The organism is Microbacterium testaceum StLB037, assembly GCF_000202635.1.
Classification (GTDB): domain Bacteria; phylum Actinomycetota; class Actinomycetes; order Actinomycetales; family Microbacteriaceae; genus Microbacterium; species Microbacterium testaceum_F.
On the sequence record NC_015125.1, the window covers coordinates 3,109,042 to 3,135,251 of the forward strand.

The following is a 26,210-nucleotide window of genomic DNA, read 5'->3' on the forward strand; positions in this document are numbered from 1 at the left end:
CTCGCCGACAAGGACTCTCGCGATGACCAATCTCTCCCCGCGGACGGAACAGACCGTCCCGGATGCCACGATGGCGCTGGCGACCGCTGCCGCCGAGCGACACCAGCGCCCCCGTTCCGCCTGGCGCATGATGCTCCCCACCATGACGCCCTGGCTCGCGCTCGGGCTCATCCTCATCGGCGCGATCGCCCTGTTCGGCGGGATCGCCCCGTTCTTCGTGCAGGACCCGAGCGTCATCCGTGACATCGGTCTGCAGCCCCCGAGCGCCGAGCACATCCTCGGGACGACCCAGACCGGGCAGGACGTCTTCGCCCAGCTCGCCTACGCCACGCGCGGATCGCTGCAGATCGGTCTCATCGTGGGGGTGCTCGCGACGGCGCTCTCGGCCTTCTTCGGCATCCTCGGCGCCTACATCGGCGGCTTCGCCGACGAGGCCTTCTCGCTCTTCTCGAACGTCTTCCTCGTGATTCCGGGCCTCCCGCTCGTGATCGTGATCTCGGGCTTCGTGCCGCAGGAGCAGCGCGGTCTCTGGACGATCGCCGTCGTCCTCGCGATCACCGGGTGGGCGGCATCCAGTCGGGTCCTCCGCGCGCAGACCCTCTCGATCCGCAACCGCGACTACGTGGCGGCATCGCGGGTGTCCGGGGAGCGCGCTCCGCGCGTGATCGCGGTCGAGATCCTGCCGAACCTGCTGCCCGTGCTGGCCTCGCAGTTCGTCTTCGCGGTCATCTCGGCGATCCTCGCCGAGGCCGGGCTGTCGTTCCTCGGCCTCGGGGCGTCCAACTCGTCGACGCTCGGCACGATGCTCTTCTACGCGCAGAACGGGTTCGCCCTCCCCCTGGGGGCGTGGTGGTGGTTCGTCCCGCCGGGGTTGATCATCGCCCTCTTCGGGATGGGGCTCTCGCTGGTCAACTTCTCGATCGACGAGATCATCAACCCCAAGCTCAAGAACGTGCGCCTGCACCGCAAGCGGGCCCGCATCGCGGCCCGCCTCGAGAAGGCCGCGACCGCGCGTGCCGTCCGCACCGCCCGCGCGAACGGAGACCCCGCATGAGCCCCACGACCGCGGCCGCCCGCCGCTCCGCCGTCATCACGGTCGACGACCTCTCGGTCGTGTACGAGGTCGATCCGCCGGTCGCGGCGGTGAAGAACGCCACGTTCTCGCTCGCGCCGGGCGAGATCCTCGGTCTCGCCGGCGAGTCGGGGTGCGGCAAGACGACCCTCGCGTACGCCATCAACCGGCTGCACAAGCCGCCGGCGCGCATCGCCTCCGGGAGCATCACGTTCCACGGCCGCGACGGAAAGGACCTCGACCTGCTGGCTCTCGACGAGCACGCCCTGCGGGCGTTCCGATGGAGCGAGCTGTCGATGGTGTTCCAGGGCGCGATGAACGCCCTGAACCCCGTCACCACGGTCCGGGCGCAGTTGTGCGACGTGCTCTCGACGCACACCCCGCACCTGTCGAGAAAGGAGCGCACGGCGCGAGCCGGAGACGTGCTCGAACGCGTCGGCGTCTCGCGGGACCGGCTTCGGTCCTACCCGCACGAGCTGTCGGGCGGGATGCGGCAGCGCGTGATGATCGCGATGGCGATGCTCCTCGAGCCGCAGGTCATGATCATGGACGAACCGACCACCGCCCTCGACGTGGTGGTGCAGCGCGACATCCTGCGGGAGATCGTGCGCCTGCGCGACGAGCTCGACTTCGCGGTCATCTTCATCACGCACGACCTCCCGCTGCTGCTCGAGATCAGCGACCGTATCGCGATCATGCTGCGCGGCGAGATCATCGAGATCGGCCCCGCCGACCGCATCTACCGCGAACCCGAACACGACTACACCCGCCAGCTGCTCTCGTCGTTTCCGAGCCTCAGCGGCTCGCGGGGAGCGTTCATCCGCACCGGCGAGGACGACGAACAGGAGCAGACGCGATGACGAGCATGCGCGTGTCCGGACTGACCAAGGACTTCACGATCCGCGAGGGCATCGGACGCACCGCCTTCCGCGCGGTGGACGACGTGTCGTTCGATCTGCTGCCCGGGCGCACGGTCGCCCTGGTGGGGGAGTCGGGGTCGGGCAAGTCGACGATCGCCCGCATGCTCTCGCGGCTCGAGAAGCCGACGTCGGGCGAGATCTCGGTGCTGACGGATCAGGGCGCCGTGATTCCGCGCGGCAGCTATCGCCGGCACGTGCAGATGGTGTTCCAGGACCCGTTCGCCTCGCTCAACCCGTTCCACACGATCGAGCACCACATCGCGCGCCCTCTTCGCCTGCACCGCCGTGCGTCCGGCACCGCCGAGGTGCACGCGAAGGTGCTCAGCATGCTCGAGCGGGTGAACCTCACGCCCGCCGAGAACATGGCCGCGCGCCGACCGCACGAGCTCTCCGGCGGTCAGCGGCAGCGCGTGGCGATCGCGCGCGCCCTCGCTCCGGGGGCCGAGGTCGTCATCGCCGATGAGCCCGTCTCGATGCTCGACGTGTCGATCCGTCTCGGCGTGCTGAACCTGCTCGGCCGGCTCCAGCGCGAGGACGACCTCGCGCTGCTGTACATCACGCACGACCTCGCCACGGCCCGGCACTTCTCCGACGAGATCCTCGTGCTCTACCGCGGGCGCATCGTCGAACGGGGACCGGCGGATGACGTCATCCTCGACCCGCACCACGACTACACGCGCCTGCTGGCCCTCGCCGCCCCCGACCCCGGGAAGGTCGGCAAGGTCGTGTCGGACGAGGCCGCGCCCGACCGGGCGTCGCTCGACAACACGATCTGCTACAACCACTACACCCGGGCGTGGGAGTCGGCCCAGGACCGCCGCACGCCCGCGAAGGAGCGCACCCGATGACCCGCAGCGAGACCACCGCACCGTGGCCCACCGAGGGGCTGTCGTTCGGGGGCGACTACAGCCCCGAGCAGTGGTCGTGGGACGTCGTGCTCGAGGACATGGAGCTCATGCGGCGGGCGGGGGTGAACCTGGTCACCCTCGGTGTCTTCTCGTGGGTCGTCCACGAGCCGCGGGACGGCGAGTTCGATTTCTCCTGGCTCGACCGGATGCTCGACCTGCTGCACGAGAACGGCATCCGCGTCGACCTCGCCACCCCGACGGCCGCGGTGCCGATGTGGCTGCACGAGGCGCACCCCGAGATCCTCCCGCACGACATCCACGGTCATCCGCTCGCCCCCGGCGGACGTCTGGGCTGGTGCGCGTCGTCGCCGGTGTTCCGCTCGTACGCGCTGCGCATCGTCGAGCGGCTCGCCGAGCACGTCGCCGGCCACCCGGCGGTGCGCCTCTGGCACGTGAGCAACGAGCTCGGCGGCGGCAACGCGCGCTGCCACTGCGCCGTCTCGAACGCACGGTTCCGCGAATGGGTCGCCGCGAAGTACGGCGACGTCCAGACGCTCAATGCCGCGTGGGGGATGGCGTTCTGGGGAAACTCCTATTCCTCCTTCGACGAGGTCACGACCCCCTGGGGCATCACCGCGCACAACCCGGGCCAGCTCCTGGACTACGAGCGCTTCTCGTCCGACGAACTCCTCGCGCACTACCGCGCCGAGAGGGAAGTCCTGCAGCGCGTCACCCCGGACGTGCCGATCACCACGAACTTCATGGTCGGGATCGGCACCGACATCGTCGACTACACGCGGTGGGCCGACGAGATGGACATCGTCGCGAACGACCACTACACGGTGGGTCCCGACCCGCTCAAACACGAGGACATCGCCTTCAGCGGGGATCGCATGCGCGGGATGAGCAAGGGCGCCCCCTGGATGCTGATGGAACATGCCGCGGGCGCGGGGAGCTGGCATCCGGTGAACCAGCCCAAGACGCCCGACGAGATCATCCGGCACGCCCTCGCGCACGTCGCGCGCGGGTCGGACAGCGTCCTGTTCTTCCAGTGGCGGGCGTCGATCTCGGGGACCGAGCAGTTCCACTCCGCGATGGTTCCCCACGCCGGCGCCGACAGCGTCGTCTACCGCACGATCGTCGACCTCGGCGCGAAGCTGACCGCGCTCGCCGAGGTGCAGGGGAGCCGGGTCGAGCCCGCGCGCGTCGCCCTGCTGCACGACAACGAGGCCGGCTGGGCCTTGCGCAGCGGCCTGAAGCCGCAGAATCCGCAGCGCTACGCCGACACGGCCCGTGCGTTGCACAACGCCCTCTTCCAGCGCGCGGTGACGGTCGACGTGATCGGGCCCTGGACCGCGCTCGACGGCTACGCGCTCGTTGTCGTCCCGGGGCTCTTCCTCCTGTCCGACGAGAACGCACGGGCGATCGAGGAGTTCGTCGAGAGCGGGGGCACGACGATCGTGACGTGGTTCTCGGGCATCGTCGACGAGAACAACACCGTCCGCCCCGGCGGGTATCCCGGCATCCTGCGATCGGTCGTCGGCACCTCGAGCGAGGAGTTCTTCCCCCTGGATGCCGAGCAGTCGGTCGCCCTGAGCAACGGATGGACCGGTCGCCGGTGGATGGAGCGCATGCGCCCCGTCGACTCGCCCGAGGGCGCCGAGAGCGTCGCGGACTACGCCGAGGGCGGCTACCGCGGGGGACCGGCGGTCGTCCGTCGCCGCCTCGGCGCGGGCGTCGCCTGGTACCTGTCGACGGACCTCGACACCGCGAGCCTCGACGACCTGATGGGCCGGGTGCTCTCCGAGACGGGGGTGCGTCCGGCCGCGGAGGTCGCTCCCGGTGTGGAGGCCGTGCGGCGCACGGCGCCCGACGCGGACTACCTGTTCCTCCTCAACCACACCGGCGAGACCGGGTGGGCGCGCACCCGCGGCGTCGACCTGCTGACCGGTCGCGAGCACGCGGACCGGGTCGTGCTCGATCCCGGAGCGGTGGCCGTCATCCGCGAAGAACGCCCATGACCGCCGCGACGCCCGACACCCTTCCCCCATCGAAAAGGACCCCCATGCACCGCCTGTCTCTCGACGGACCCTGGACGCTCTCCGCCGTCGCCGGACCTGTTCCCGACGCTCTCGAGGGCGTCGACGTTCCGGCCGTCGTCCCCGGCTGCGTCCACACCGACCTCTTGCGCGCCGGGCTCATCCCCGACCCGTTCGACGGCGACAACGAGAGCGCCCTCGCCTGGATCGGGCGCACCGATTGGGCGTACGAGCGCACCTTCGACGCCGGCGACCTCGACCGCGACGACCGCTGGGACCTCGTCGCCGAGGGCCTCGACACGTTCGCGACCATCTGGCTCAACGGCCACCTCGTCGGACACACGCAGAACCAGTTCCGCTCGTACCGCTTCGACGTCGTGCCGTACCTCCGCGCGACCGGCAATCACCTGCGGATCGCGTTCTCGGCTCCTGTCGTGCGCGCCGAGTCGCTCGCCCGGGTGCACGGCGAGCTGCCGCACGTGAACCACCACCCCTACAACACCGTGCGCAAGTCCGCCGCGAACTTCGGGTGGGACTGGGGCATCGACGTCGCCACGAGCGGGATCTGGAAGAGCATCGGCCTCGAATCGTGGTCCGGCGTCCGCGTGAGCGACGTGCGCCCGCTCGTCGAGCTCGACGGGTCCGCCGGCATCCTCGACGTGCACGTCGGCGTGGAGTGGGACGGCATCCCGGCCACCGCCGAGATCGACGTCGACCTGCGCGATCCCGACGGGGAGGTGTGCGCCCGCGCGACCGTGATCGCGGGGGAGGGCGTGGCATCCGTCCGCCTGCGCGTCGACGACGTGCAGCGGTGGTGGCCGCGCGGCTACGGCGCGCAGCCGCTGTACGCGGTGTCGGTTCGGCCGCGGGGGTCCGAGCAGCGATGGAACGGGCGCGTCGGCTTCCGCACGGTCGAGCTGCAGACGCCGCCGGACAGGGCGGGCACCGCCTTCCGTCTCGTCGTCAACGGCGAGCGCGTCTTCGTGAAGGGCGCGAACTGGATCCCCGACCACGCCTTCGTCACCGAGATGGATGCCGACCGCTACCGCCGCCGCATCGTCGACGCCACGGACGCCCACATGAACCTCCTGCGCGTCTGGGGCGGCGGGATCTACGAGTCGGACGATTTCTACGACCTCTGCGACGAGATGGGGGTGCTCGTGTGGCAGGACTTCCTGTTCGCCTGCGCGGCGTACCCCGAGGACGACGCCTTCGCGGTCGAGGTCGAGGCGGAGGCCCGCGAGGCCGTGACCCGGCTCAGCCCGCACCCCTCGCTCGTGGTGTGGAACGGCAACAACGAGAACATCGTCGCGTTCGCCGAGTGGCCGGCGTGGCGTCCGCTGCTGCGCGGTCGCGCGTGGGGCAACCTCTACTACCGCGAGCTCCTCCCGCGCATCGTCGCGGAGCTCGACGGCACGCGTCCCTACTCTCCGGGGAGCCCCTACTCGTACGACGACTACCTCAGCCCGAACGACGCCGCGCACGGCACGATGCACATCTGGGACGTGTGGAACGTCCTCGACTACCGGGACTACACCCTGCACCGGCCCCGCTTCGTGTCGGAGTTCGGGTTCCAGGGACCGCCCGCGTGGAGCACGCTGACGCGTGTCGTGCACGACGCCCCGCTCGATCCGTTCGGGCAGCAGATGCTCGTGCACCAGAAGGCCGACCAGGGCAACCTGAAGCTCGAGCGCGGCATGGCGGGGCACCTCGCGGCGCCGACGAACATCGACGACTGGCACTGGGCCACCCAGCTCAATCAGGCGATGGCGATCCGCTTCGGCATCGAGTACTTCCGGACGCTGGGCGATCACCTGACCGGCTCGATCGTGTGGCAGCTCAACGACAACTGGCCCGTCGTCTCGTGGGCCGCGGTCGACTTCGACGAGCACCGCAAGCCGGTGTGGCACGCGCTGAAGCACGTCTACCAGCCGCGTCTGCTGATCGCCCGGGGCGGGACGGATGCCGTGACCCTCTCGCTCTCCAACGACGACCCGGACGGCTGGGCCGGAGTCGTGACCGTCACGCGCTCGAGCTTCGCGGGGGAGGAGCGGGCGCGCGCGGAGGTGTCCGCGGAGGTCGGTGCGCGCTCCCACACCGAGGTGGCGGTTCCCGACGAGGTCCTCCGGGACTGGGACGTCGCGCGCGAGGTGCTCGTGATCGATGCCCCCGGGTTCGGGCGCGCGGTCCACCACGGCGCCGAGGTCGTGGATCAGATGCTGGATGCCGACCCCCTCGACGTCGAGGTCCATCGCTCCGCCGAGGGCTGGACCGTCGTCGTCACCGCCCGCTCCCTCGTGCGCGACGTCACCCTCCTCGTCGATCGGGCGCACCCCTCTCTCGCGGTGGACGCCGGGCTGCAGACGCTCCTCGCCGGGGAATCGACGGAGTTCGCCGTCCGCGGGGACGCCGGCGAGGTGGCATCCCTCTCCTCCCCGCTCGTCGTCCGTCACGCGAACTCCTTCGCCGCCGCGAACGCGCCGCGCGCATGACGGAGCGTGCGCTCGTCCACCTCACGGCGGGAGGGGTCTCTCTTCTGCTCGACCTCGGCGCGGGGCGGCTCCCCGCCGTGCTGCACTGGGGCGCCGAACTCGGTGACATCGACGAGACGGATGCCGCGGCCCTCGCCGTCGGAGCGGTGGAGCCCGTGGTCCCCAACGCGATCGACGTGCCGGTGCGGCTGGCGATCCTGCCCGAGCCGTGGACAGGCTGGATGGGCAAGCCCGGCCTGGAGGGGCACCGATCCGGGGCCGGATGGTCGCCGCACTTCGTCGCGGGTGGTGCGACCCTGGACGCCGTACCGCTCTCGTCCGGATTCACCGCGGCGGGCCCGGGGCTCGTCGCGATCGAGGCCCACGACCCGGAGGCGGGACTCGACCTTCACCTCTCGATCGAGCTCACCCCCTCCGGCGTCGTCCGGCTCGGCGGCGAGGTGCGCAACGCCGGCGCGGGGGCGTACGACGTCAGCGGGCTCCAGCTCGCGCTCCCCGTCCCGCCGATCGCGCGCGAGGTCCTCGACTTCTCGGGGCGATGGGGCAAGGAGCGCATCCCGCAGCGGCGACCGCTGGTCGTCGGGATCGAGGAACGCGAGGGCCGGCGCGGACGCACCGGGGCCGACGCCGCGACACTCCTCTCGCTCGGTGTCCCCGGCTTCGGATTCGGCGGCGGCGAGGTCTGGGGCGTGCACGTCGGCTTCAGCGGCAACCACCGGCACTACGCCGAACGGCTCTCCTCCGGCGTGCAGGTGATCGGCGGCGGCGAGCTGCTCCTGCCCGGCGAGATCCGACTCGCCCCGGGGGAGGGATACCGGATGCCACCCCTCTACGCCGTGTACGGTGACGGCCTCGACGACCAGGCGCGTCGGCTGCACACGTTGCTGAGGGCGCGACCGCACCATCCCGCCCGACCGCGACCGGTGACCCTCAACGTGTGGGAGGCCGTGTACTTCGACCACGACATGCCCCGGCTGCTCGATCTCGCCGAACGGGCCGCGGAGCTCGGGGTGGAACGCTTCGTGCTCGACGACGGCTGGTTCCGCGGCCGCCGCGACGACACCGCCGGGCTGGGCGACTGGTTCGTCGACGAGACCGTGTGGAGCGCCGGTCTCCGGCCGCTGGCGGACCGCGTCCGAGCCCTCGGCATGGAGTTCGGACTGTGGTTTGAGCCCGAGATGGTGAACCCCGATTCCGACCTCGCGCGCGAGCACCCCGAGTGGATCCTCTCCACCGGGCCGCGGCTGCCGGTCCTCGCGCGCCATCAGCTGGTGCTCGACCTCGTCCACCCGGACGCCTACGCCTATCTGCTCGAGCGCCTGACCGCGGTCGTGGCCGACGGCGATGTGGCGTACGTGAAGTGGGACCACAACCGCGACCTGGTCGACGCGGGTACGGGGGAGCGCCGCGTGGCGGGCGTCCACCGGCAGACCCTCGCGGCCTACCGGCTCATGGACGAGCTCCGACAGCGATTCCCGGGCCTCGAGATCGAGTCGTGCTCCTCGGGTGGGGCGCGCGTGGATCTCGGCATCCTGGAACACACCGATCGAGTGTGGGTGTCGGACTGCATCGATCCCCTCGAGCGGCAGGACATGAACCGGTGGACGATGCAGCTGCTCCCGCCCGAGCTGCTCGGCTCGCACATCGCGTCGGGCGGGTCCCACACGACGGGGCGCCGGCACACGCTGTCGTTCCGCGCGGCGACCGCGCTGATCGCGCACCTCGGCATCGAGTGGGATCTCGCGCAGGCGTCCACGGAGGAACTCGCGGAACTGGGGGAGTGGGTCGCGTTCCACAAGGCGCACCGCGAGCTGTTCCACACCGGTGACATGGTCCGCGTCGACACCTCCGACCCGACGCTGCGTCTGTCGGGCACGGTATCGGCGGATCGCACGCGGGCGCTGTTCGTCCTCGCCACGGTGGGCCGCTCCGAGGTGTCGCCGCGCGGCAGATTCGTCTTCCGCGGTCTCGACGAGGGGCGTCGCTACACGGTGGTCCCGGTGCACCCCGGTGGACGCCCCCGCGGCTTCACGCCGGCACCGTGGTTCGGCGCCGAAACCGACGACGGGTACGCGGGTGTCGTGCTCTCCGGCCGAGCCCTCATGACGGCGGGCCTGCACACCCCGGCGATGTTCCCGGAGTCGGCGGTGGTGTTCGCGGTGACGGCGGTGTGAGGGGGCCCGCTCGGGATGTCACACGGATCGAACATGGCCGCAATGTTCGATCCGTGTGACATCACGCGCTCAGCCCGGCCACTCCCGCCGCTCGAGCGTGCCCAGCAGCAGCTCGACCGCGGAGCCCTCCATGCCGCGCACCCAACGCTGCGTCTCGGACGCGTGCGACGACACCGTGCGTCCGCGCTCGCCGCGTTCGAGGCGCACGTCGATCCGTCCCCGGGCGACGCTGACTCCGCGCAGCGCTCCCGCGGCGACCATCGCGGCGAGCGGGTCGTGCAGCGCGCAGCGGCGATCGGGGAAGACCCGGCCCTGGTAGAAGTCGAGGTACGCCGGGAGCATCGCGGCCAACGCGCGGGGCAACGCACCGGGGATCGCCTCGAGGCGCACGAGGTCGGCGGCATCCAGGGTTTGGGTCATCGTCACATCGAGCGGAACGGCGGTGATGTCCCAGTCCTGTGCGAACACGATCGCCGCGGCCTCGGGGTCGTTGTGGATGTTGGCCTCGGCCCACGCGGTGACGTTGCCCGAGTGCGCGAAGGCGCCGCCCATGACGATGAGTCGGTCGAACGGGGTCGCCCCGGCGGTCTCGGCGTACGCGGCCAGGTTGGTGAGCGGACCGAGGGCGAGCACGCTGAGATCCGGATGCCGCTGAGCCAGGTGATCGATGAGCTCGACGGCCGCACGGGCGTCGTGGGCGCGCGCGGCCGCCGTCAGTGCGATGCCGCCGACCCCGTCCTCCCCGTGGACGTGCGGCGCGCCACCGGCGTACTCGCGCCCGCGGAAGTCGTGGGCGCCGATCGCGACGGGGATGTCGTCGACCCCGGCGAGCTCGAACAGCGAGAGGGTGTTCGCGGCCGCGCGGGCGGCATCCGTGTTCCCGGACACCGTGGTGACGCCGACGATCTCGACGGTCGGCTCGGCGAGCAGATACGCCAGGGCGAGGGCGTCGTCGATGCCGGTGTCGCAGTCGACGAGGATCGGGCGGCGGGTCATGCGGGGACTCCGTACGCGTCGAGGGGTTCCAGGGCGGGTTGCGAGGCGTCGTCGGCGACGGCCGCGGCTCCCACCGCGCAGGCGCGCGCGAGGGCGTCGGCCTCGTCGTCGCCGCGCAGCAGCCCGCACACGAGAGCGGCGCAGAACGCGTCGCCGGCCCCGACGGTGTTGCGGACGGTCGTCGCGACCCCGGCGGCCGAGGCGACGAGTTGGCCGTGTCGGTAGAGGCGGGCACCTTCGGCGCCGAGCGTCACGCACAGGAGCGGGGCATCGTGCACCTCGGGGAGCTGCGCGTACTCGGTCTCGTTCACGATGACGAGGTCGCAACGCTCGAGGACCCCCGCGGGCAGCGGCCGCGCCGGGGCGGCGTTCAGCGCGAGATAGCCCGCGGCTTCCGCGGCGGCCGCGACGACGGCATCCGAGACCTCCAACTGCATCAGCACCGCGGCCCCGGGCTCGATACCGAGCGCATCCGGGTCGATCGCCGCGTTCGCGCCCGCGCACACGACGATCGAGTTCTCGCCGGTCGCGTCGACGACGATGAGCGCGGTTCCCGTCGCGGCATCCGCCGTCTGCACGCCGGACGCGTCGATGCCCACCGCGGCCAGCTGCTCGCGGATCCCACGCCCGTCGAGGTCGTCTCCCACGGCACCGACCAGTCGTACCTCGGCGCCGAGTCGCGCGGCCGCGACCGCCTGATTCGCGCCCTTCCCCCCGGGCCCGCGCTGCAGGACGCCGTCGGCGACGGTCTCCCCGGCGGCGGGGGCGCGCTCGACGCGCGCGGTCAGGTCGACGTTGATCGCGCCGACGACGGTCAGGCGAGGTGCGGGGGAGTGGGGGCTCACGGTCATCCAGCCTGTCACGCCCCACCGACAGCCGAGTGCGCGACGATGTCCTCATGACGTTCGACGATGCTCTCCTCGACCTCGCGCGGGCCCTGGATGCCATGGGTCACGGCGACCCTCGACCCTTCGCGTCGCTGTGGACCCGCACCGACGACGCCACCCTGATGGGCGGATTCGGCACGCACGCGACGACCGCCGCCGACGTGCAGGCGACGCTCGAGGTCGTGGCCCAGCGCTTCCGCGGCGGAACCCTCGTGCCGGAGTACGACCGCGTGCTCGTCGGCGACGACTGGGCGATGACCGCGGGACGCGAGAGCGGCGTGCTGTCGGTGGACGGCGCCGAGCCCCGCGCGTTCGTCGTCCGCGTCACCCACGTCTGGCGCCGGGAGGACGGCGTCTGGCGCATCGTGCACCGGCACGGAGACCACACGACCGCGCCGGTCTGACGCCGACACCGCCACCGCGGTCAGTGCAGGAGCAGCTTCGCCACGATCAGCAGCCCCGCGATGACCGCGGCGCCGATCGCGGTGAGGATCACGACGATCGGGGAGTACCCGCGCAGCCGCGCGCCGATGGTCGCGACGGCGACGAGGTACGCCATCGCCACGCCGACTCCCCAGAGCAGCGCGGTCGGCAGGTCGACGCCCGTCGCGACGAGCACCACGACGACGAGGAGCGGGAGGAACGTGACCGACACCATCGGCGCGCTCACCGCGAGGTGGTGCCGCACGATCGGCCACGGGTGCTTCGACGACGTATCGCCGAGCGAGTACGCGAAGACGTGGGTCGCGAAGTACACGAGATTCGTCAGCGCGACCACGGCGATCACGTCGGCGAGGTCGGCGTCGCCGAGACCGATGAGAGTGGATGCCGACACCAGCGCGCCGTAGCATCCGGCACTGATCCGCTCGGCGGCGTCGGTTCCGAGACGGCGGGCGTTTTCGGCATCCATGGGGTCAGTTTGTCGGGGAACGGCGTCGAAGTCCCGCCGACACGATCGCCACGACGGTTCCGACCGCGACGCCGATGATCGTCTCGAGCACCCGGTCACGCAGGAGCAGCTCGGGCCCGGCGGGTGACGCCAGCGAGATCATGAGCAGCGCGAGCGGGGTGATGAAGATCATCGCGATGCCGTAGTTGCGCCCGACGAACATCTCGGCCCCGGCCTGCAGGGCGACCGCGATCACGATCACGAGCACCGGCGGCAGGTCGAGGGCGAGGAGCCCCGCCGCGATGAGCACACCCAGCAGCGTCCCGACCAGGCGCTGCACGCCGCGGATGAGACGCGCGTTCACGTGCGCGCCCCCGACCGCGGCGACCGCCCCGACCATGGCCCAGTACCAGTGCGTGCCGATCAGCAGGGCGCCTGCGATGCCGGCGAGCAGCGCCGCGGCGCCGACGGTCGCCGTCATCTCCCACGCGACCGCGCCGATCGGCGGGCGCGTGCGCGGCGGGCGCCGCCACGAGGCGCGCCGGCTGAGCGCGAAGACCGTCGTGACGACGAGGCTCCACACCACGCTCGCACCGCCCACGAGGAGCACGAGGGCGAACGTCGCTCCCGTCGCGGGGAAGCTCGCGGTCGCCCCGGCGGCGAACACCGCGAAAAGCGCACCGGGCGGATGCCAGCGCTTGCGGTAGGCGAAGAGGGTCACCGCCGCGGCGAGCACGGCGATGACGGCGACGCGGAGCAGCGCCGGCGCCGCGAGGAACGACAGCGTCGTGCCCACGAGCATCGACGCGACGAGGACGCCGCCGGCGGTCGCCTGCATCCGGACGCGCGTGCGCGCGACGTCGGCGCGACCGTAGAGGGCGGCGAACGCCCCGAAGCTCGCGTAGACGCTGAGATCCAGACGGTCGATCAGGAGCAGCACCAGCAGGGGAGCGCCGACGCTGATGACGGCCCGCAGGGCGACGCGGTGATCCCCCTGCCGGGGCCCCACCCGGATGACCCCGGTCCACACGCGCCCCCGGGATTCCGCCATCCCTCCAGCCTACGCGCGCTCCGCCCCCGACCCGGTGCGACGTTGGGCTGCGCGCGGCCGGGCCGTCGGGGCGGGTGCGACGTCTGGCTGCGGGCCGCCGGGCGGTCGGTGCCGCGGGCGGAACTCCTGAAGAAGCCGCACGTCTCGCGCCCGTCGAGGCCAGGGAGGGGCGCGCGACGCGACTTCTCAGGAGTTTCGCCCGCCGCCGCAGCCCATCCGCCCGGCCCGACCCGCCGTGCGGCGTCAACCCCTGGCATCCGTCGGCCGATCTGATGGGGTGGAGGAATGGATGCCGAGCGAGAGAAGCGCCCGATAGACCCCGGCCCCGAGCCCGACACGTCGACCGCCGCCCAGGCCGAGAAGTCGGACCCCTCGCTGGACAAGGACGACCAGCCCATCGAGTGAGCGTCGTTCGACGTCGAGGAGACCCCGGATGCCGCGGCGGCGGGTTCCGTAGGGTGGGAAGCCCCGACCCCGGACGAGGAGAGACGTGTTCCGCACGCCCCTGACCCTGTTTCGCACGCTCGCGATCGCCGAAGCGATCTCGTGGACCCTCCTGATCGCCGGGCTCATCCTGCGCGCCACGGCCGATCTCCCGATCGCGGTGTCGATCGGCGGTGGCATCCACGGCTTCGTGTTCCTCGCCTATGGCGCGACGGCGGTGCTCGTCGCGCTGAACCAGCGCTGGGGAGCGGTGCCCGCGGCGGTCGCGATCGTCAGCGCCGTCATCCCATACGCGACGATTCCGACCGAGATCTGGCTGCAGCGCTCGGGCCGCTTGCGCGGGGCGTGGCGCCTCGAGGACAGCGGTGACCCGCGCGACCGTCGCCCGATCGACCGCGCGCTGCGGTTCTTCCTGCGGCGGCCGTGGGCGCTGGGCCTCGTGCTCGTCGCGGTGGTCGCGGTGGTGTTCGTGGTGCTGCTGATCGTCGGCCCGCCCGGCGGCAAGGGCTGACGCGGCGGAGGTGGCCGAGCGTGCCCGAGCTTCCGGTCCCTCTGCGCCGAGGCGGCTGAGCGTGTCGAAGCCTCCGGTCCCTTCGACGGGCTCAGGGACCTGGGTTGCGGCGGAGGTGGCTGAGCGTGTCGAAGCCTCCGGTCCCTTCGACGGGCTCAGGGACCTGGGGTGCGGCGGAGGTGGCTGAGCGTGTCGAAGCCTCCGGTCCCTTCGACGGGCTCAGCGACCTGGGGTGCGGCGGAGGTGGCTGAGCGTGTCGAAGCCCCCGGTCCCTTCGACGGGCTCAGGAACCTCCGCCGGGTTCAGAGGCCCCGACGGGCTCAGGGGCCTCGCGTCAGCGCTTCGTCGACACCGTCACCGTGAACTTGCGGTCGCGCGCGACCTGGCGCGTCGGGCCGACCAGGCGCTCGAGAGCGGGGCGGTACTGCAGCGCCGAGTTCCACACCGTCCACAGCTCGCCGCCCGGGCGCAGCGCGCGCGCCGCGTCGGCGAACATGCGCGGGGCGATGCCGTCGGTGACCGCCGCGCCCGAGTGGAACGGCGGGTTCAACGCGATGAACGCCGCGCTGTCGTCCGCGTGCGACCCCAGCATGTCGTCGCGCACCACGGTGACCCGGTCCGCGACCCCGTTGGCTTCGGCGGTGGCGCGCGCCGAGGCGACGGCGATCGCCGACTGATCGCACGCGAGCACGCGGAGGGACGGATGCCGCGTCGCCAGGGTCGCCGCGACGATCCCGGTTCCGCACGCGAGGTCGATCGCCTCGTCACCGGCCGGCGCCGGCAGGTGCGCGAGGAGCATCCGGGTGCCGATGTCGAGGGACGCCCCCGCGAACGCGCCGCCGAACGAGCGGATCTCGAGCCCGTCGATCCGTGCCCGCTCGGGCTCCGGATCGGCGCCGTCGTGGGGACCACGCGCGATCAGCACGCGGGACTTCTGCCGGGCGTGCGAGACGTCGACGCGGTCGAACCGTTCGCGCAGCACGTCGTTCATCGTCACGGTCATGTGCTTCAGCCGTCCGCCCGCGAAGACCACGACGTCGGGATGCGCGTGCCGCGCGATGAGCCCTGCCACGTCGTGCAGCTCCCGCAACGACCTCGGCAGACGCAGCAGCACCACCCGCGCGCCGGCGAGCAGGGCGGCATCCCGTTCCCGGGAGGTGAAGGTGCCGGTGAGCCCGGTCGTTTCGGCGTTCGCCGCGAGGGCGCGCTCGCCCGTCAGCTCGTCCTGGTGCACTCGGATGCCGCGCGCTCCGGCATCCGCCGAGGCCAACGTGAGCGCGCCGTAGGTGTCGCCGATCACGACGAGCTCTCCGTCGCCGAGACCTGCGCGCGCCCCGGCCGACTCGTCGAGGATCAGCCGGTCGGCCGCATCGACGGCGAACAGCTCGGGTGCCTCCAGGTCGGGCCAGCGGCGGAGGGCATCGAACGAGAACGGCACCCCGCTACGGTACCGGGCGGCGCGGCACCAGCGCGCCGCTCAGGAGCGCCGGCGGTGCGACGGACGTGGACCAGGCGCAGCGCTCAGGAGCGCCGGCGGTGCGACGGACGTGGACCAGGCGCAGCGCTCAGGAGCGCCGGTTCGCGGCGGCGGCCGCGGCCGCGAGGTCGGCGAGCACCGGGGGCACGTCGTCCTGCGGAACCACGGCCTGGATGAGCGTGAGTCCGTCCGCCGCCCGCGCGTCGGACAGGGCCGCGGTCAGCTCGCCGACGCTGTCGACCCGCACACCCACGCTCGACTCGGTGGGGTCCATCGACGCGAGCAGCGCCGTCCAGTCCCACGCGGCGATGTCGTTGTACTCCTCGTGGAGACCGTGGATCACACGCTCTACCGTGTATCCGGCATTGTCGACGACGACGATGACCGCCGGGATGCCGTGGCGCACGAGGGTGCCGAGCTCGGCGCTGGTCAGCTGCGCCGCGCCGTCGCCGATGAGCAGCACCGGACGCCGTTCCGGTCGCGCGAGGGCGGCTCCGAGGATCGCCGGCAGGGTGAAGCCGATCGCGGCCCACAGCGGTTGCCCGCCGAAGACCACGCCGCGCGGGAGGCGCTCCCCGGCCATGCCGTAGAAGGACGTGCCCTGGTCGGCGAGCACCGTGTCGCCGTCGCGGAGGAAGCCCGCGACGGCGTGCCAGAGCGCCTCCTGGGAGAGCGCGGCGCCGGGATCGGCCGGGACGCGGGGCATGACCACGGGCGCCTCGGACGCGACCGCGAAGCGACCGGGGAGAGCCTCGAGCTCCTCCGCCACGGCATCGAGGGCGTCGCGCATCGCGAGCGGGCGGAAGTCATCGTCGCCGATGCGGGCGTGCTCCCCGCGGATCTCGATGGTGCGCGCCGGGTCGATGTGCTGCGAGAAGAATCCGCTCGTCAGGTCGGTGAACTGCACGCCGGCCATCACGAGCACGTCGGCGTCCTCGATCCCCGCGCGGACGGCGGGCGCGCTGGCCGCACCGAGATAGGGACCGAGGTACCCGGATGCCGACTCGTCGACGACGCGACGGCCCCACAGCAGCGAGGCGTGCGGCACCCCGCTGGCGAGCATGCGGTGCAGGTGGTTCTCGGCGTCGAGGCGCGCGACGAGGATGTCGGCGAGCACGGCCGCGGAGTCGGCGACCGCGAGCCGCGCGGCGACGGCGTCGCGGAACCGGGTGAGCACCGCGGGGTCGGTGACGGCGTCGGGCGAGGGGAGGGGCTGCGTGGGCGGTGACGAGGGGGCTTCGCCCACGTCGGCGGGGATGAGGAGGTAGCCCGGCAGACGCCGGTGGCGCACGTCCGTGAGGAGGCGGTCGATCTGGGCCGTGGCATCCGTCGCCGTCAGGATCTCCTGCGCGGCGGTGACCTCGGCGGTCATGCGGGCGAAGTGCCCGAAGTCGCCGTCGCCGAGGGAGTGGTGGCTCGCACGCCCGGCCGCCTGGACGCCGGTGGTGGGAGCGCCGACGACGTGCAGGACGGGGACGTGCTCGGCGTAGCTGCCGGCCACCGCGCTGATCGCGGAGAGTTCGCCGACGCCGAAGGTCGTGCTCAGCGCGCCGAGACCGTGCAGACGCGCGTAGCCGTCGGCCGCGTAGCCCGCGCCCAGCTCGTTCGCGCAGCCCACCCACTCGATGAGCGGGTGCCGCTCGACATGGTCGAGGAACGCGAGCGTGAAGTCACCGGGGACGCCGAAGAAGTGCCGGACTCCCGCTTCGGCGAGCCGATCGAGGAGGTAGTCGGCCACGGTATAGGTCGTCATGGCCGGGGTCTGCGCCTTACCGGGTGCCGAAGTGGAAGGGCAGCGCGAGAGACGCCGAAACCAGGATGATGCCGAGGGCGAAGAACAGCGCGGGAGCCGCGAGCGAGAACGAGAGGCCGGTGAGCAGCATGCCCCCGACGAACAGGATGAGCGAGACGATGAACATGAGGATCCCTTCGGTCGCTCCAGGCTACCGTGCCGGGTCGACGCGTCGCGCCTCGGGCTCGACCCGCCCGCGGGTGGGCGTCTCACCGAGAGCAGCGTGCGCCCAGAGGGTGCTGCCGGCGACGGCCGCCGGCATGATCGCGACCGCACCGAGCGGCACCAGGAAGCAGACCTGGGTCGCCACCCCGAAGCCGAGGGCCCGCGCGCGGTGCTCGCGCAGGAGCGCACGGCGGGCGCGGCGATCGAGGCCCCGCGCGGAGAGGGCGCGCGAGGTCAGCTCGTCCGCGAGGAGCCACCCCGTGAGGAGCAGACCCACCACCCCGCCGAGAACACCGCCGACGAGGGGGATGAGCCCGAGCAGCCAGGCGAGAAGGGCGACCAGGATGCCGCGCAGCACCAGCCGCACGCTGTCGCCGACCCCGCGCCAGAAGCCGTACTCGGTGTCAGGGACCGTCCCGAGGGCCGAGCGCTCGGTCGCGCGCCAGATGCGGTCGTAGATCGGCTCGCCGACCGTGAGGGTGACCGCGGTGAAGGACACGGCGAACAGGAAGAGGACGGCGCCGAACGAGGCGACCCCGATCGCCACGCGGAGTGCTCCGGTCCAGAACGGCTGCCAGCCGTCGGCGAACGGCGTCCAGTCGTCGACGAGGGAGGGGAGCCAGAAGCCCCATCCCACCAGGGCGGCACCGAACACCAGCCCGACGATGGCACCCGGGATGAGCCCGAGTGCCATCGCCCCGGGGGTGCGGCGCCACTGGCCGAGTCCACGGAGAAGGAGGCCGGCGCCGGCGAGGAATTCGCGCATGCCGACGAGTCTGGCAGACGCGTCCGACACCGGCCGGAGCTCAGCCGGCCGCCTGGTTGTACGCGGCGATCTGCTGCGCCGCCTGGTTCTCGGCATCCCTCATCGTGTCGGCGACGTCCGCTCCCTCGACCACCTTCGTGAAGGCGGCGATGACGGTGGGGCGAAGGGCGGGGAGTGCCCCGGTCCGGCATCCCGCGCTCGCCGTGGTGGCGGGCGTGTTCGCGAGCTGATCGGCCATGGCCTTCGAGTTGGGGTCGGCGAGCATCTGCGCTCCGGTCGACGTGGAGCCGGCGTCGGTGTTCGACGCCAGGTACCCGGTCGCGCTCGCCCAGGCGGCCTGCACCTCGGCCGAGTGGAGGAAGGTGACGAACGTGTAGGCCGCCTCCTGCTGCGCGGTCGAGTGACCGTCGCCCGAGATCCACAGGGCGTTGCCGCCGATGACGACGCCGGCGTCCGCGCTGTTCGAGGTGCGCGGGAACGCGGCGACCTTCGACGCGGTCTTCTGCGGGTCGGCGGTCGTGTACGCGCCGCTCGAGGTCAGCATGAGCCCGACCTTGCCGGTCGCGAAGGCCGAGACCATGGCGCTGTTGTCGGTTCCGGGATTCAGCGCCGTGCCGTCGAGGAAGAGCTTCTGCAGGGTCTTCATGAAGCCCACCTGCGTCGGGGAGGTCAGCTGCAGGCCGGTCGCGCGATCCGACCCGCGGCCGTTGTCGGGGGTGCAGAACAGCTCGCCGCCCGAGGCGGACATCTCTTCCAGCATCCAGGAGTCCGCCATGTTCATCGACAGTCCGTATGCGCCCGTCACCGCGTGGATCTTCTCGGCCCACGACGCGACGTCCGCGAGGGTCGTCGGCGGGGTGTCGGGGTTCAGGCCCGCTTGCGTCGCGAGAGCGCGGTCGACGTAGAGGACGGGCTGAGAGACCGAGAACGGCATCGCGGCGAGGCCCCCGGACCCGTCGTTGTAGTAGCTGCGGACGATCGGGGGGAAGCTGTCGGCCGAGAACGACTCGTCGCCGTCGGTGAACGACGACAGCGGGACCGTCTTCTTCGAGTCGACGAGGAACCCCGTCGAGGTGTCGTTCATCATGAGCACGTCGGGCGTGCTGCCCGACTGCACCGCGGCGGTGTACTTCGTCTGGGCGTCGGCGTAGGAGCCCTGGTAGGAGGCCTCGACGGTGATCGCGCCGGCCTCGCGCTCGTTGAACTGCGAGACCAGGGCGTCGAGCTCGGTCGCGGCGGGTCCGGTCATCTCGTGCCAGAAGGTGAGAGTGACGGGTCCGGATGCCGCGGACGGCTGCGTGTCTCCGGGTGCGGCGCACGCGGACAGGGACAGGACGAGGGTCGCGGCGGCCGTGACGGCCAGGCACGCGCGGGTGCGGAGGGACATGGGTCGGGTTCCTTTGTTTCGGGTGACTACTTGAGGGCGCCGGCGGTGAGGCCGCCGGCGAGGAATCGCTGGGCGAGCAGGACGACGAGGAGGACGGGGAGGGTGACGAGGGCGGCGCCGGCCAGGACGACGCCGACATCGGTCGCCTCGACGTTGGAGAGCTGGGCGATACCGACCTGGACGGTTCTGTTCTCGGGGGAGTTGGTGACCAGGAGCGGCCAGAAGAACCCGTTCCAGGCCGCCGTCGCGCTCACGAGCGTCACCGAGATGAGGGTCGGGCGAACGACGGGGAGCAGCATCGACCGGATGAACCGCAGGTGCCCCGCCCCGTCGAGGAGGGCCGCGTCGCGCAGCTCGCCGGGGAAGCTGAGGAACGCCTGCCGGAAGAGGAAGATGCTGAGTGCTGACGCCGCGAAGGGCAGGAAGACGGCGGGCAGGGTGTCGATGAGGTGCCACGACGACACCGTGAGGTAGTTCGCGATCAGGGTCGTCTCGGCGGGGACCATGATGCTCGACAGCAGTACGAGGAAGAGCGCGCGCGTGTGCCTCAGCCCGCAGAACACCAGGGCATAGGCCGAGGCGATGCCGATCGTGACCTGCAGGAACGTCTGGCAGAGGGTGACGACCACGCTGTTCGCGAACTGCTGGCCGAGAGGGATGACCTGGGTCGCGCGGATGATGTTGTCGAGCGTGAGGTGCACGGGCACGAGACCGGCGAGGCCCTGGTTGAGCCACTCGGTCGGTGTCAGGGCTCCCTCGAGGATGTAGTACAGCGGGAAGCAGACGACGACGACCGCGGCGACGAGCCAGGCGGCGAGCAGGGCCGAGCGCACGCGACGGCCGAGGCTCGTCCGGCGGCGGGTCGCGGGGGGTGTGCGGGAGGCGGGAACAGTGGTCATCAGTAGTTCACCCGCTTCTCGAGCAGTCCGAACTGCACCAGCGACAGCCCGAGGACGAGGACGAACAGCACGATCCCCGTGGCCGCGGCCATGCCGAAGTTCGCGCCGCCCGCCCCGAAAGCCGAGGTGTAGATCGTGTAGACGAGGGTGGACGTCGAGTTGGCCGGGCCGCCGCCGGTCAGGATCTGGATCTGCCCGAACGTGGTGAGGGCTTCGACCGCGCCGGTGACGACGATGAAGAACAGGGTCGGAGTGACCAGGGGGAGCGAGATCGACCACAGCGTGCGGGCCGGCCCCGCGCCGTCGAGGTGCGCCGCCTCGATCACGTCGCGGTCGATCGCTCCGAAGGCCCCGAGCAGGAGGAGCACCGTGAAGCCGAGCGAGCCCCAGACGGTGACGGCGATCACGCTCGGGAAGGCCCACTGGGTGCTCGTCAGCCAGGGCACGGCGGTGCCGCCGAATCCGGTGATCACCGAGTTCACGAAGCCGTTGGCCGGAGAGAGCATGGCGGCGAAGGCGACGGATGCCGCGGACACCGACACCACGAGCGGTGAGGTGAGCAGGGCGCGGAAGATCGGCATCCCGCGCAGTGTCATCGTGAGGGGGATGGTGACGGCGAGTCCCACGACGACCCTTCCCGCCACGACGGCGACGCAGAACACCGCGGTGCGCAGCAGCGTTTCGCCGAAGTGCGGGTCGCTGAAGAGCGTGACGAAGTTCTTGGCGCCGACGAAGCCGGCGGCCTGACCGAAGATGTCGGTGCCCTGGGTGCTCAGCCAGATGACCTTGCCGAGCGGGTAGAACACGAACACGGCGAAGACCGCGAACGCCGGGACGAGGAGCGCGACGCCGAGACGGCGGTCGACGCGTCGCCACGACGAGGTGGAACGCGCGGAGCGGGCCGCGCCGACGGGGCGGTGGAGGGGGAGGATCGAAGCCGACATCCGGACCTTTCCGTTCATAGGGAACGTTCCCGTTTCTGAGGACGGCACTACTCTGCGGCACGGGTTCCGGAGGGTCAATCGTTCCCGGCGAGCGGTCCCCGAGCGTTCACGCGGTGTTCAGGGAGACCTGGCTCAATCCCAGGGACCCCGAACGGAGAACCCATGACCACGCCCCTTTCCGACGACCCGAACGCGCTGTGCCTGCTCGCCGCCGGCGCTGCGCGCGCCGCCGCGCCCGCGCTCCTCGAGGCCTTCCGCTCCGATATGAGCGTGTCGTTCAAGCGCGACCCGCACGACGTCGTGACCGTGCACGACAAGAACGCCGAACACGTGATCAGCGCCGAGCTGCAGCGGGGTGCCCCCGGCTCCGAGATCCTCGGCGAGGAGACCGGCAGCTCGGGCGATGCGCGCCTGCGCTGGATCATCGACCCGATCGACGGCACCGCGAATTTCGCCCGCGGACTGGCGTACTGGTGCATCTCGATCGCCGCCGAACTCGACGGCGAGGTGGTCGCGGGCGTGATCCTCGACCCCGTCGCCAACAACCTGTTCGCTGCGGGGGAGGGACCGGCGACCCTCAACGGCGCGCCCATGCGGTCGGCCTCGGCCCGAGATGATCGCTCCACCCTGCTGACGAGCTTCCCCGGGTCGCACGACGTCGACCTGCTGGGCGAGGAGGCGTTCGCGCTTCTCGCCCAGATCACGCGGGACTACCAGCACCACCACAGCACCGGCAGTGGTGCCCTGAATCTCGCGCACGTGGCGGCGGGCTGGTCGGACGCGACCATGGGATTCGACACGAACCCCTGGGACGTGGCGGCCGGGGCGCACATCCTCCGTCGCGCCGGCGGTGCCTTCGCGGGGTTCCGTGCGGGCGAGGAGGAGCCGCGCCCGCAGGCCGCCCTCGACTACGTCGCGTGGGGTGCCGGCGGCGACCACCGCGCCCTGCGCGAGCGGGTGCGGGAGCTGTCGGCCCCGTGGGGGCGCGCGGAGCACTGAAGGAAGGGATGCCACGCGGGGGCGTGGCATCCCTCCCCGTGGTTCGGATCAGTCGAGGGGGAGCTTCCAGGTGCGCAGGTGCTCCCAGGTCAGGGTCTGCCACCACCGGCCCGACCAGTCCGCGCTCGAGGTGCGGTAGAGCACGACCGTGTCACCGGCGAAACCGGTGGGGACGGGCACGTCGAGGCCGCGGATGAAGTCGGCGACCTCGTCGCGGAGGTCGGGGCGGACGTAGAGGTCGTGCGAGGCGAGTGAGAGGTGGGCGCGGAAGGACTCGGGGCGGAAGTCGTTGTTCTCGGGGTTGTGCACGGGGCGTCGGAACGGGGCGATCGCCCGGTCGACATCGCGAGCGAGAGCGACGAACGCGGTGTTGACGCTGCCGTCCGCGTTCTCGCTGACGTCGTACACGAACCCCTGACCTTGGCCGCGCACGCCGGCGTTGTGGACGGGGAACGCGGGGCGGTCGGCGAGCAGCGTCGACAGGGCGTCGATGACGTCCTGCTCGGCGAACCCGAAGGGCTGGCTGCCGACGAGCGTCGCGTGCGGGGGGAAGGCGCCCGCCGAGATGAGACCGTACTGGGCGCGGAGCTGGTCGGTGACGACGGTCACCGCTCGGCAGGTCTGGGGGTCGGGGCGGAGGTAGATGCCGTAGCGGAAGGGGTCGCTGTCGTCGCGCGGCCGGGTGCGGTCGGAATCCTTGGTCATTCGAGCTCGTTTCGCGAAGGGGAAAGGGAACGTTCCCTATCCTCATCCGCGTGGGTCGCGTCGCAAGAGACGAACCGTCGTCCAGCGGGTGAACGACGGGTGACGCGGTCAGGCGCGGGCAGCGGTGCGTCCCACGATGAGCTCGCCGTCGATCGCTCGGTGCTGGGTGCCCGTGGCGTCGCCGTCGATCTGGTCCACGACGTCGTCGACCGAGAGGCGGCCGATCCGGCCCAGTGGCTGGCGCCAGGAGGTGATCGCGAGGAGCGAGGTCGTGAAGGGCGACACCCCGTCGTACCCCGTGACCGAGAGGTCGCCGGGGGCCGAGAGTCCCCGGTCGCGGAGGCATTCGAGAGCGGCGATGGCCCACGCGTCGCTCGGTGTCATGAACGCGCTGACCCCGGCGTCGAGCACGGCGTGAACGATCGGAGCGATGCTGTCGGCCCGCGGCCCGGCGTCGTTGCCCGGGACGGGGACCACGTCGACGCCGAGCTCCCGCAGACGCGCGACCATCGCCTCGGTGCGCCGGGCCTGGGTGATGGAGTCCTTCGGGGACAGCGTCATCACCGCGACCCGGCGATGGCGGAGGTGAGCGACGTGATCGGCCAGCCCGCGCCCGCCCGCGACCTCGTCGCAATACACGCTGCTCACGGACGGGTCCTGCTCGGGTCGGCCCGCGACCACGGTCGGGATCCGTGCGGCGAACGGGATCACGTCCTCGACCGGCAGGGCGCCGCTGCACACGATCAGTCCTTCGACGCGCAGGGCGACGAGGGTCTCCAGGGCGCGTCGTTCGTCGGCGATCGAGAACGATCCCGCCCCGGTGGCGGTCACGGCGCGGTAGCCGCGCTCGGCGGCACGCTCCTGGAAGGCGGTGAGCAGGTGCCCGTAGAACGGCGTCGCGGCATCCCGGACGAAGACGCCGAGCGTGTGCGTCCGGTGCGCGGACATGCCGCGGGCGTGCGCGTTGGGGACGTAGCCCAGGCTCGCGGCGGCATCCCGTACGCGGCTGACCGTCCGTTCGGCGACGCCGGACGCCCCCGAGAGCGCCCGCGAGACGACCGACTTCGATACGCCCGCGGCGGCGGCGACGTCGTGGATCGTCGGGGCGGGACCGCCCCGGCGCGCGTGCGCGGGACGGGCGATCGGGTCGCCGTCGTCGGGCGTCAGGGCTGCCACGCCTTCACGCTAGCGCCCCGGGTCACGTGATGCCCGCGCGACCCGGCGGGGCGGTGTCGGTGGTCGATGCCAGGATGTCGGCATGCGCCTGCGCACGACGTCGACCCAACGCACCTACCGCTACGTGCGCCTGTCGATCGTCGGGGCGACGCTGGTCCTCGCGGTGTCGATCGGGCTCGAGGTCGCCGGCCGGGGCGCGCTGTCCTCCCTGAGCGCGGCGTTCTACACGCCCGCGGGGCACCTGTTCGTCGGGAGCCTCTGCGCCATCGCGCTGGCGCTGCTCGTGCTCTCGGGGCGCAGCGTCGAACAGGGGCTGCTCGATCTCGCGGCCGTGTTCGCGCTCGTCGTCGCGCTGGTCCCCACCCCGATCACCGACGCCTCGTGCGAAGGCGGCGCCGTGTGCGTGCCCGCCGCCGCGATCCCCGGGGTGGTCAACAGCGGCATCTCCGTGGCATCCCTCTCCCTCGTCGTCCTGGTCGCCGCAGCCGTCCTCGCGCGCACGCAGGGCTCCGCCGGGTGGGGGACCGTCGTGACGCTGGTCGCGATCGCGCTGACGGTCGCGGGGTTCGTGACGTGGGCCCTCGTCGACTTCCCGACGTTCCTGCGCGGTGCGCACAACGTCGCGGCGGTCGGCTTCTTCTCGGTGATCGGCGTGGTGGCCGCCGTCTCGGCGTGGCGTCCGCAGCGCGCTCCGCGTCGCTTCCGGGTGCTCTACGCCGTGGTGGCGGTCGGCATCCTGGGGGCGCTGTGCGCGCTCGTCGCGGTGCTGGTCGCCGGGGGTGCGGCGACGGTCACCGTCGCGGGCGTGCCTGCGGTGTTCCTCGGCGAATCGGTCGTGGTGACGCTGTTCGCGGTGTTCTGGCTCGTGCAGACGGTGGAGCTCTGGAACGCCCCCGATCCGACCCTCCGCGCGTGACTTCGCGTCTCGGAGCCCGCCGAAACCCCTATCGACCGTCGGGGGCGGCGGTGCGACGCTGACGCCATGTCCTCGCTCCGCTTCCGTCTCGTTCCCCTCTTCGTGCTCGCGGCCGTCCTGAGCGGGTGCGCGTCGACGTCCGGCACCCCGGCTCCGGATGCCGCGAGCGAGGCGCCCGTGACGGACTCGGGTGTCACCACCGATGACGGTGTCGCCATCACCGTGCGCGCGGGGTTCGGGTGCACCGACGAGATGCTCGCGTACCTGGCGTCCAACGGCTTCGGGGACGTCCCACCCGTGGACCCCGGGGAGTTCGCGTTCCCCGAGGGCGTCGACATCGCCGCGACTCCGACGTGCTTCGTCTCCGAGGACGACGGGCAGGGCGCGTCGCGCGAATCGGCCCTGTTCTTCGACGACCCGGACGGCGCGATCACGCAGGCCGATGCCGCCTTCCACGCGGCGGGATGGCAGGGCGAGGCCAGCGATTCGCTCGCGGGCAAGACGGGCGTCTGGTGGAGCGATGGAACGGATGCGATGACGGCCCGTCACTCGGTCGGCGGCGGCGTGTTGGAGGTGAACGGAAGCACCGCGGCGTGGTTCACCTGGGCGTCGTGAGATTGCCGGGAATAACCTCGGAACGTCGTCGTTGAAGTTGATACCT

24 protein-coding genes are annotated in these 26,210 nt (G+C 71.9%); 11 read left to right on the forward strand and 13 right to left on the reverse strand.

Translation table 11 applies throughout. From position 1 onward, the window contains the following. Positions 1-22 precede the first annotated feature (22 nt). From MTES_RS14155 to MTES_RS14180, 6 genes are read left to right on the forward strand one after another with little or no spacing between them, the layout of a single operon-like run. Positions 23-1,054, forward strand: a complete 1,032-nt coding sequence (locus MTES_RS14155; protein ID WP_013585956.1) for an ABC transporter permease — start codon at positions 23-25, stop codon at positions 1,052-1,054. Then, positions 1,051-1,932 carry an ABC transporter ATP-binding protein gene (locus MTES_RS14160; protein ID WP_013585957.1) on the forward strand — a complete coding sequence of 294 codons (882 nt, stop codon included), beginning with the start codon at positions 1,051-1,053 and terminating at the stop codon, positions 1,930-1,932. Before MTES_RS14155 ends, MTES_RS14160 begins: the two co-directional genes overlap by 4 nt. Then, positions 1,929-2,840 carry an ABC transporter ATP-binding protein gene (locus MTES_RS14165; protein ID WP_013585958.1) on the forward strand — a complete coding sequence of 304 codons (912 nt, stop codon included), beginning with the start codon at positions 1,929-1,931 and terminating at the stop codon, positions 2,838-2,840. Before MTES_RS14160 ends, MTES_RS14165 begins: the two co-directional genes overlap by 4 nt. Beyond that, positions 2,837-4,861: a beta-galactosidase gene (locus MTES_RS14170; protein WP_013585959.1), complete on the forward strand. Its 2,025-nt coding sequence runs from the start codon at positions 2,837-2,839 to the stop codon at positions 4,859-4,861. Before MTES_RS14165 ends, MTES_RS14170 begins: the two co-directional genes overlap by 4 nt. Positions 4,862-4,905: 44 nt before the next feature. After that, on the forward strand, positions 4,906-7,371 hold the full coding sequence (locus MTES_RS14175) for a glycoside hydrolase family 2 protein (protein WP_013585960.1): 2,466 nt from the start codon (positions 4,906-4,908) through the stop codon (positions 7,369-7,371). Beyond that, positions 7,368-9,545 carry an alpha-galactosidase gene (locus MTES_RS14180; protein ID WP_013585961.1) on the forward strand — a complete coding sequence of 726 codons (2,178 nt, stop codon included), beginning with the start codon at positions 7,368-7,370 and terminating at the stop codon, positions 9,543-9,545. Before MTES_RS14175 ends, MTES_RS14180 begins: the two co-directional genes overlap by 4 nt. Before the next feature lie 69 nt (positions 9,546-9,614). Here MTES_RS14180 and MTES_RS14185 read toward each other — a convergent pair whose 3' ends face one another. Beyond that, positions 9,615-10,541 (reverse strand): nucleoside hydrolase, encoded by a 927-nt coding sequence (locus MTES_RS14185; protein WP_013585962.1) that lies wholly within the window; start codon positions 10,539-10,541, stop codon positions 9,615-9,617. Further along, the gene (locus tag MTES_RS14190) at positions 10,538-11,392 is read right to left on the reverse strand and encodes a ribokinase (protein WP_013585963.1); all 855 of its coding nucleotides are present in this window, start codon (positions 11,390-11,392) and stop codon (positions 10,538-10,540) included. Before MTES_RS14190 ends, MTES_RS14185 begins: the two co-directional genes overlap by 4 nt. A gap of 47 nt (positions 11,393-11,439) precedes the next feature. Here MTES_RS14190 and MTES_RS14195 point away from each other — a divergent pair, with 47 nt between their 5' ends. Further along, the gene (locus tag MTES_RS14195) at positions 11,440-11,832 is read left to right on the forward strand and encodes a YybH family protein (RefSeq protein WP_013585964.1); all 393 of its coding nucleotides are present in this window, start codon (positions 11,440-11,442) and stop codon (positions 11,830-11,832) included. 20 nt (positions 11,833-11,852) lie between these two features. On the opposite strand, the gene MTES_RS14200 is transcribed toward MTES_RS14195, so the two are convergent. Further along, entirely contained in the window at positions 11,853-12,338 is a 486-nt protein-coding gene (locus MTES_RS14200; RefSeq protein ID WP_013585965.1) for a hypothetical protein, read from the reverse strand. Between the two features lie 4 nt (positions 12,339-12,342). Then, entirely contained in the window at positions 12,343-13,368 is a 1,026-nt protein-coding gene (locus MTES_RS14205) for an FUSC family protein (RefSeq protein ID WP_013585966.1), read from the reverse strand. 490 nt (positions 13,369-13,858) lie between these two features. Between MTES_RS14205 and MTES_RS14210 the strand changes: the two genes are divergently transcribed. After that, positions 13,859-14,323: a DUF3817 domain-containing protein gene (locus MTES_RS14210; RefSeq protein ID WP_013585968.1), complete on the forward strand. Its 465-nt coding sequence runs from the start codon at positions 13,859-13,861 to the stop codon at positions 14,321-14,323. Between the two features lie 334 nt (positions 14,324-14,657). On the opposite strand, the gene MTES_RS14215 is transcribed toward MTES_RS14210, so the two are convergent. The 7 genes from MTES_RS14215 to MTES_RS14240 all read right to left on the reverse strand — a co-directional run bounded on the left by MTES_RS14215 (position 14,658) and on the right by MTES_RS14240 (position 21,753). Continuing rightward, positions 14,658-15,761, reverse strand: coding sequence for a class I SAM-dependent methyltransferase (locus tag MTES_RS14215; RefSeq protein WP_013585969.1), 1,104 nt, complete (start codon positions 15,759-15,761; stop codon positions 14,658-14,660). 127 nt (positions 15,762-15,888) lie between these two features. Further along, positions 15,889-17,553, reverse strand: a complete 1,665-nt coding sequence (locus MTES_RS14220; RefSeq protein WP_013585970.1) for an alpha-keto acid decarboxylase family protein — start codon at positions 17,551-17,553, stop codon at positions 15,889-15,891. A 16-nt stretch (positions 17,554-17,569) separates the two neighbouring features. After that, positions 17,570-17,719, reverse strand: a complete 150-nt coding sequence (locus tag MTES_RS19585; protein ID WP_013585971.1) for a hypothetical protein — start codon at positions 17,717-17,719, stop codon at positions 17,570-17,572. Positions 17,720-17,743: 24 nt separating this feature from the next. Continuing rightward, positions 17,744-18,523: an EI24 domain-containing protein gene (locus MTES_RS14225; protein ID WP_013585972.1), complete on the reverse strand. Its 780-nt coding sequence runs from the start codon at positions 18,521-18,523 to the stop codon at positions 17,744-17,746. A 40-nt stretch (positions 18,524-18,563) separates the two neighbouring features. Further along, entirely contained in the window at positions 18,564-19,910 is a 1,347-nt protein-coding gene (locus tag MTES_RS14230; RefSeq protein ID WP_013585973.1) for an ABC transporter substrate-binding protein, read from the reverse strand. Between the two features lie 26 nt (positions 19,911-19,936). Beyond that, positions 19,937-20,809, reverse strand: coding sequence for a carbohydrate ABC transporter permease (locus MTES_RS14235; protein WP_013585974.1), 873 nt, complete (start codon positions 20,807-20,809; stop codon positions 19,937-19,939). Beyond that, positions 20,809-21,753: a carbohydrate ABC transporter permease gene (locus tag MTES_RS14240; protein WP_013585975.1), complete on the reverse strand. Its 945-nt coding sequence runs from the start codon at positions 21,751-21,753 to the stop codon at positions 20,809-20,811. Before MTES_RS14240 ends, MTES_RS14235 begins: the two co-directional genes overlap by 1 nt. A 162-nt stretch (positions 21,754-21,915) precedes the next feature. Here MTES_RS14240 and MTES_RS14245 point away from each other — a divergent pair, with 162 nt between their 5' ends. Then, positions 21,916-22,752, forward strand: a complete 837-nt coding sequence (locus tag MTES_RS14245; protein ID WP_013585976.1) for an inositol monophosphatase family protein — start codon at positions 21,916-21,918, stop codon at positions 22,750-22,752. A gap of 48 nt (positions 22,753-22,800) precedes the next feature. Here the strand turns inward: MTES_RS14245 and MTES_RS14250 are convergent, their stop codons facing one another. Both MTES_RS14250 and MTES_RS14255 read right to left on the reverse strand, forming a co-directional pair. Beyond that, complete coding sequence (locus MTES_RS14250; protein WP_013585977.1) at positions 22,801-23,457, reverse strand: 2'-5' RNA ligase family protein; 657 nt, start codon at positions 23,455-23,457, stop codon at positions 22,801-22,803. A gap of 108 nt (positions 23,458-23,565) precedes the next feature. Then, positions 23,566-24,633, reverse strand: coding sequence for a LacI family DNA-binding transcriptional regulator (locus tag MTES_RS14255; protein ID WP_013585978.1), 1,068 nt, complete (start codon positions 24,631-24,633; stop codon positions 23,566-23,568). 82 nt (positions 24,634-24,715) lie between these two features. On the opposite strand from MTES_RS14255, the gene MTES_RS14260 reads away from it, so the two are divergent. Both MTES_RS14260 and MTES_RS14265 read left to right on the forward strand, forming a co-directional pair. Further along, on the forward strand, positions 24,716-25,549 hold the full coding sequence (locus MTES_RS14260; RefSeq protein ID WP_013585979.1) for a hypothetical protein: 834 nt from the start codon (positions 24,716-24,718) through the stop codon (positions 25,547-25,549). 66 nt (positions 25,550-25,615) lie between these two features. Continuing rightward, positions 25,616-26,164, forward strand: a complete 549-nt coding sequence (locus MTES_RS14265) for a haloacid dehalogenase (RefSeq protein WP_013585980.1) — start codon at positions 25,616-25,618, stop codon at positions 26,162-26,164. Positions 26,165-26,210: the final 46 nt, after the last annotated feature.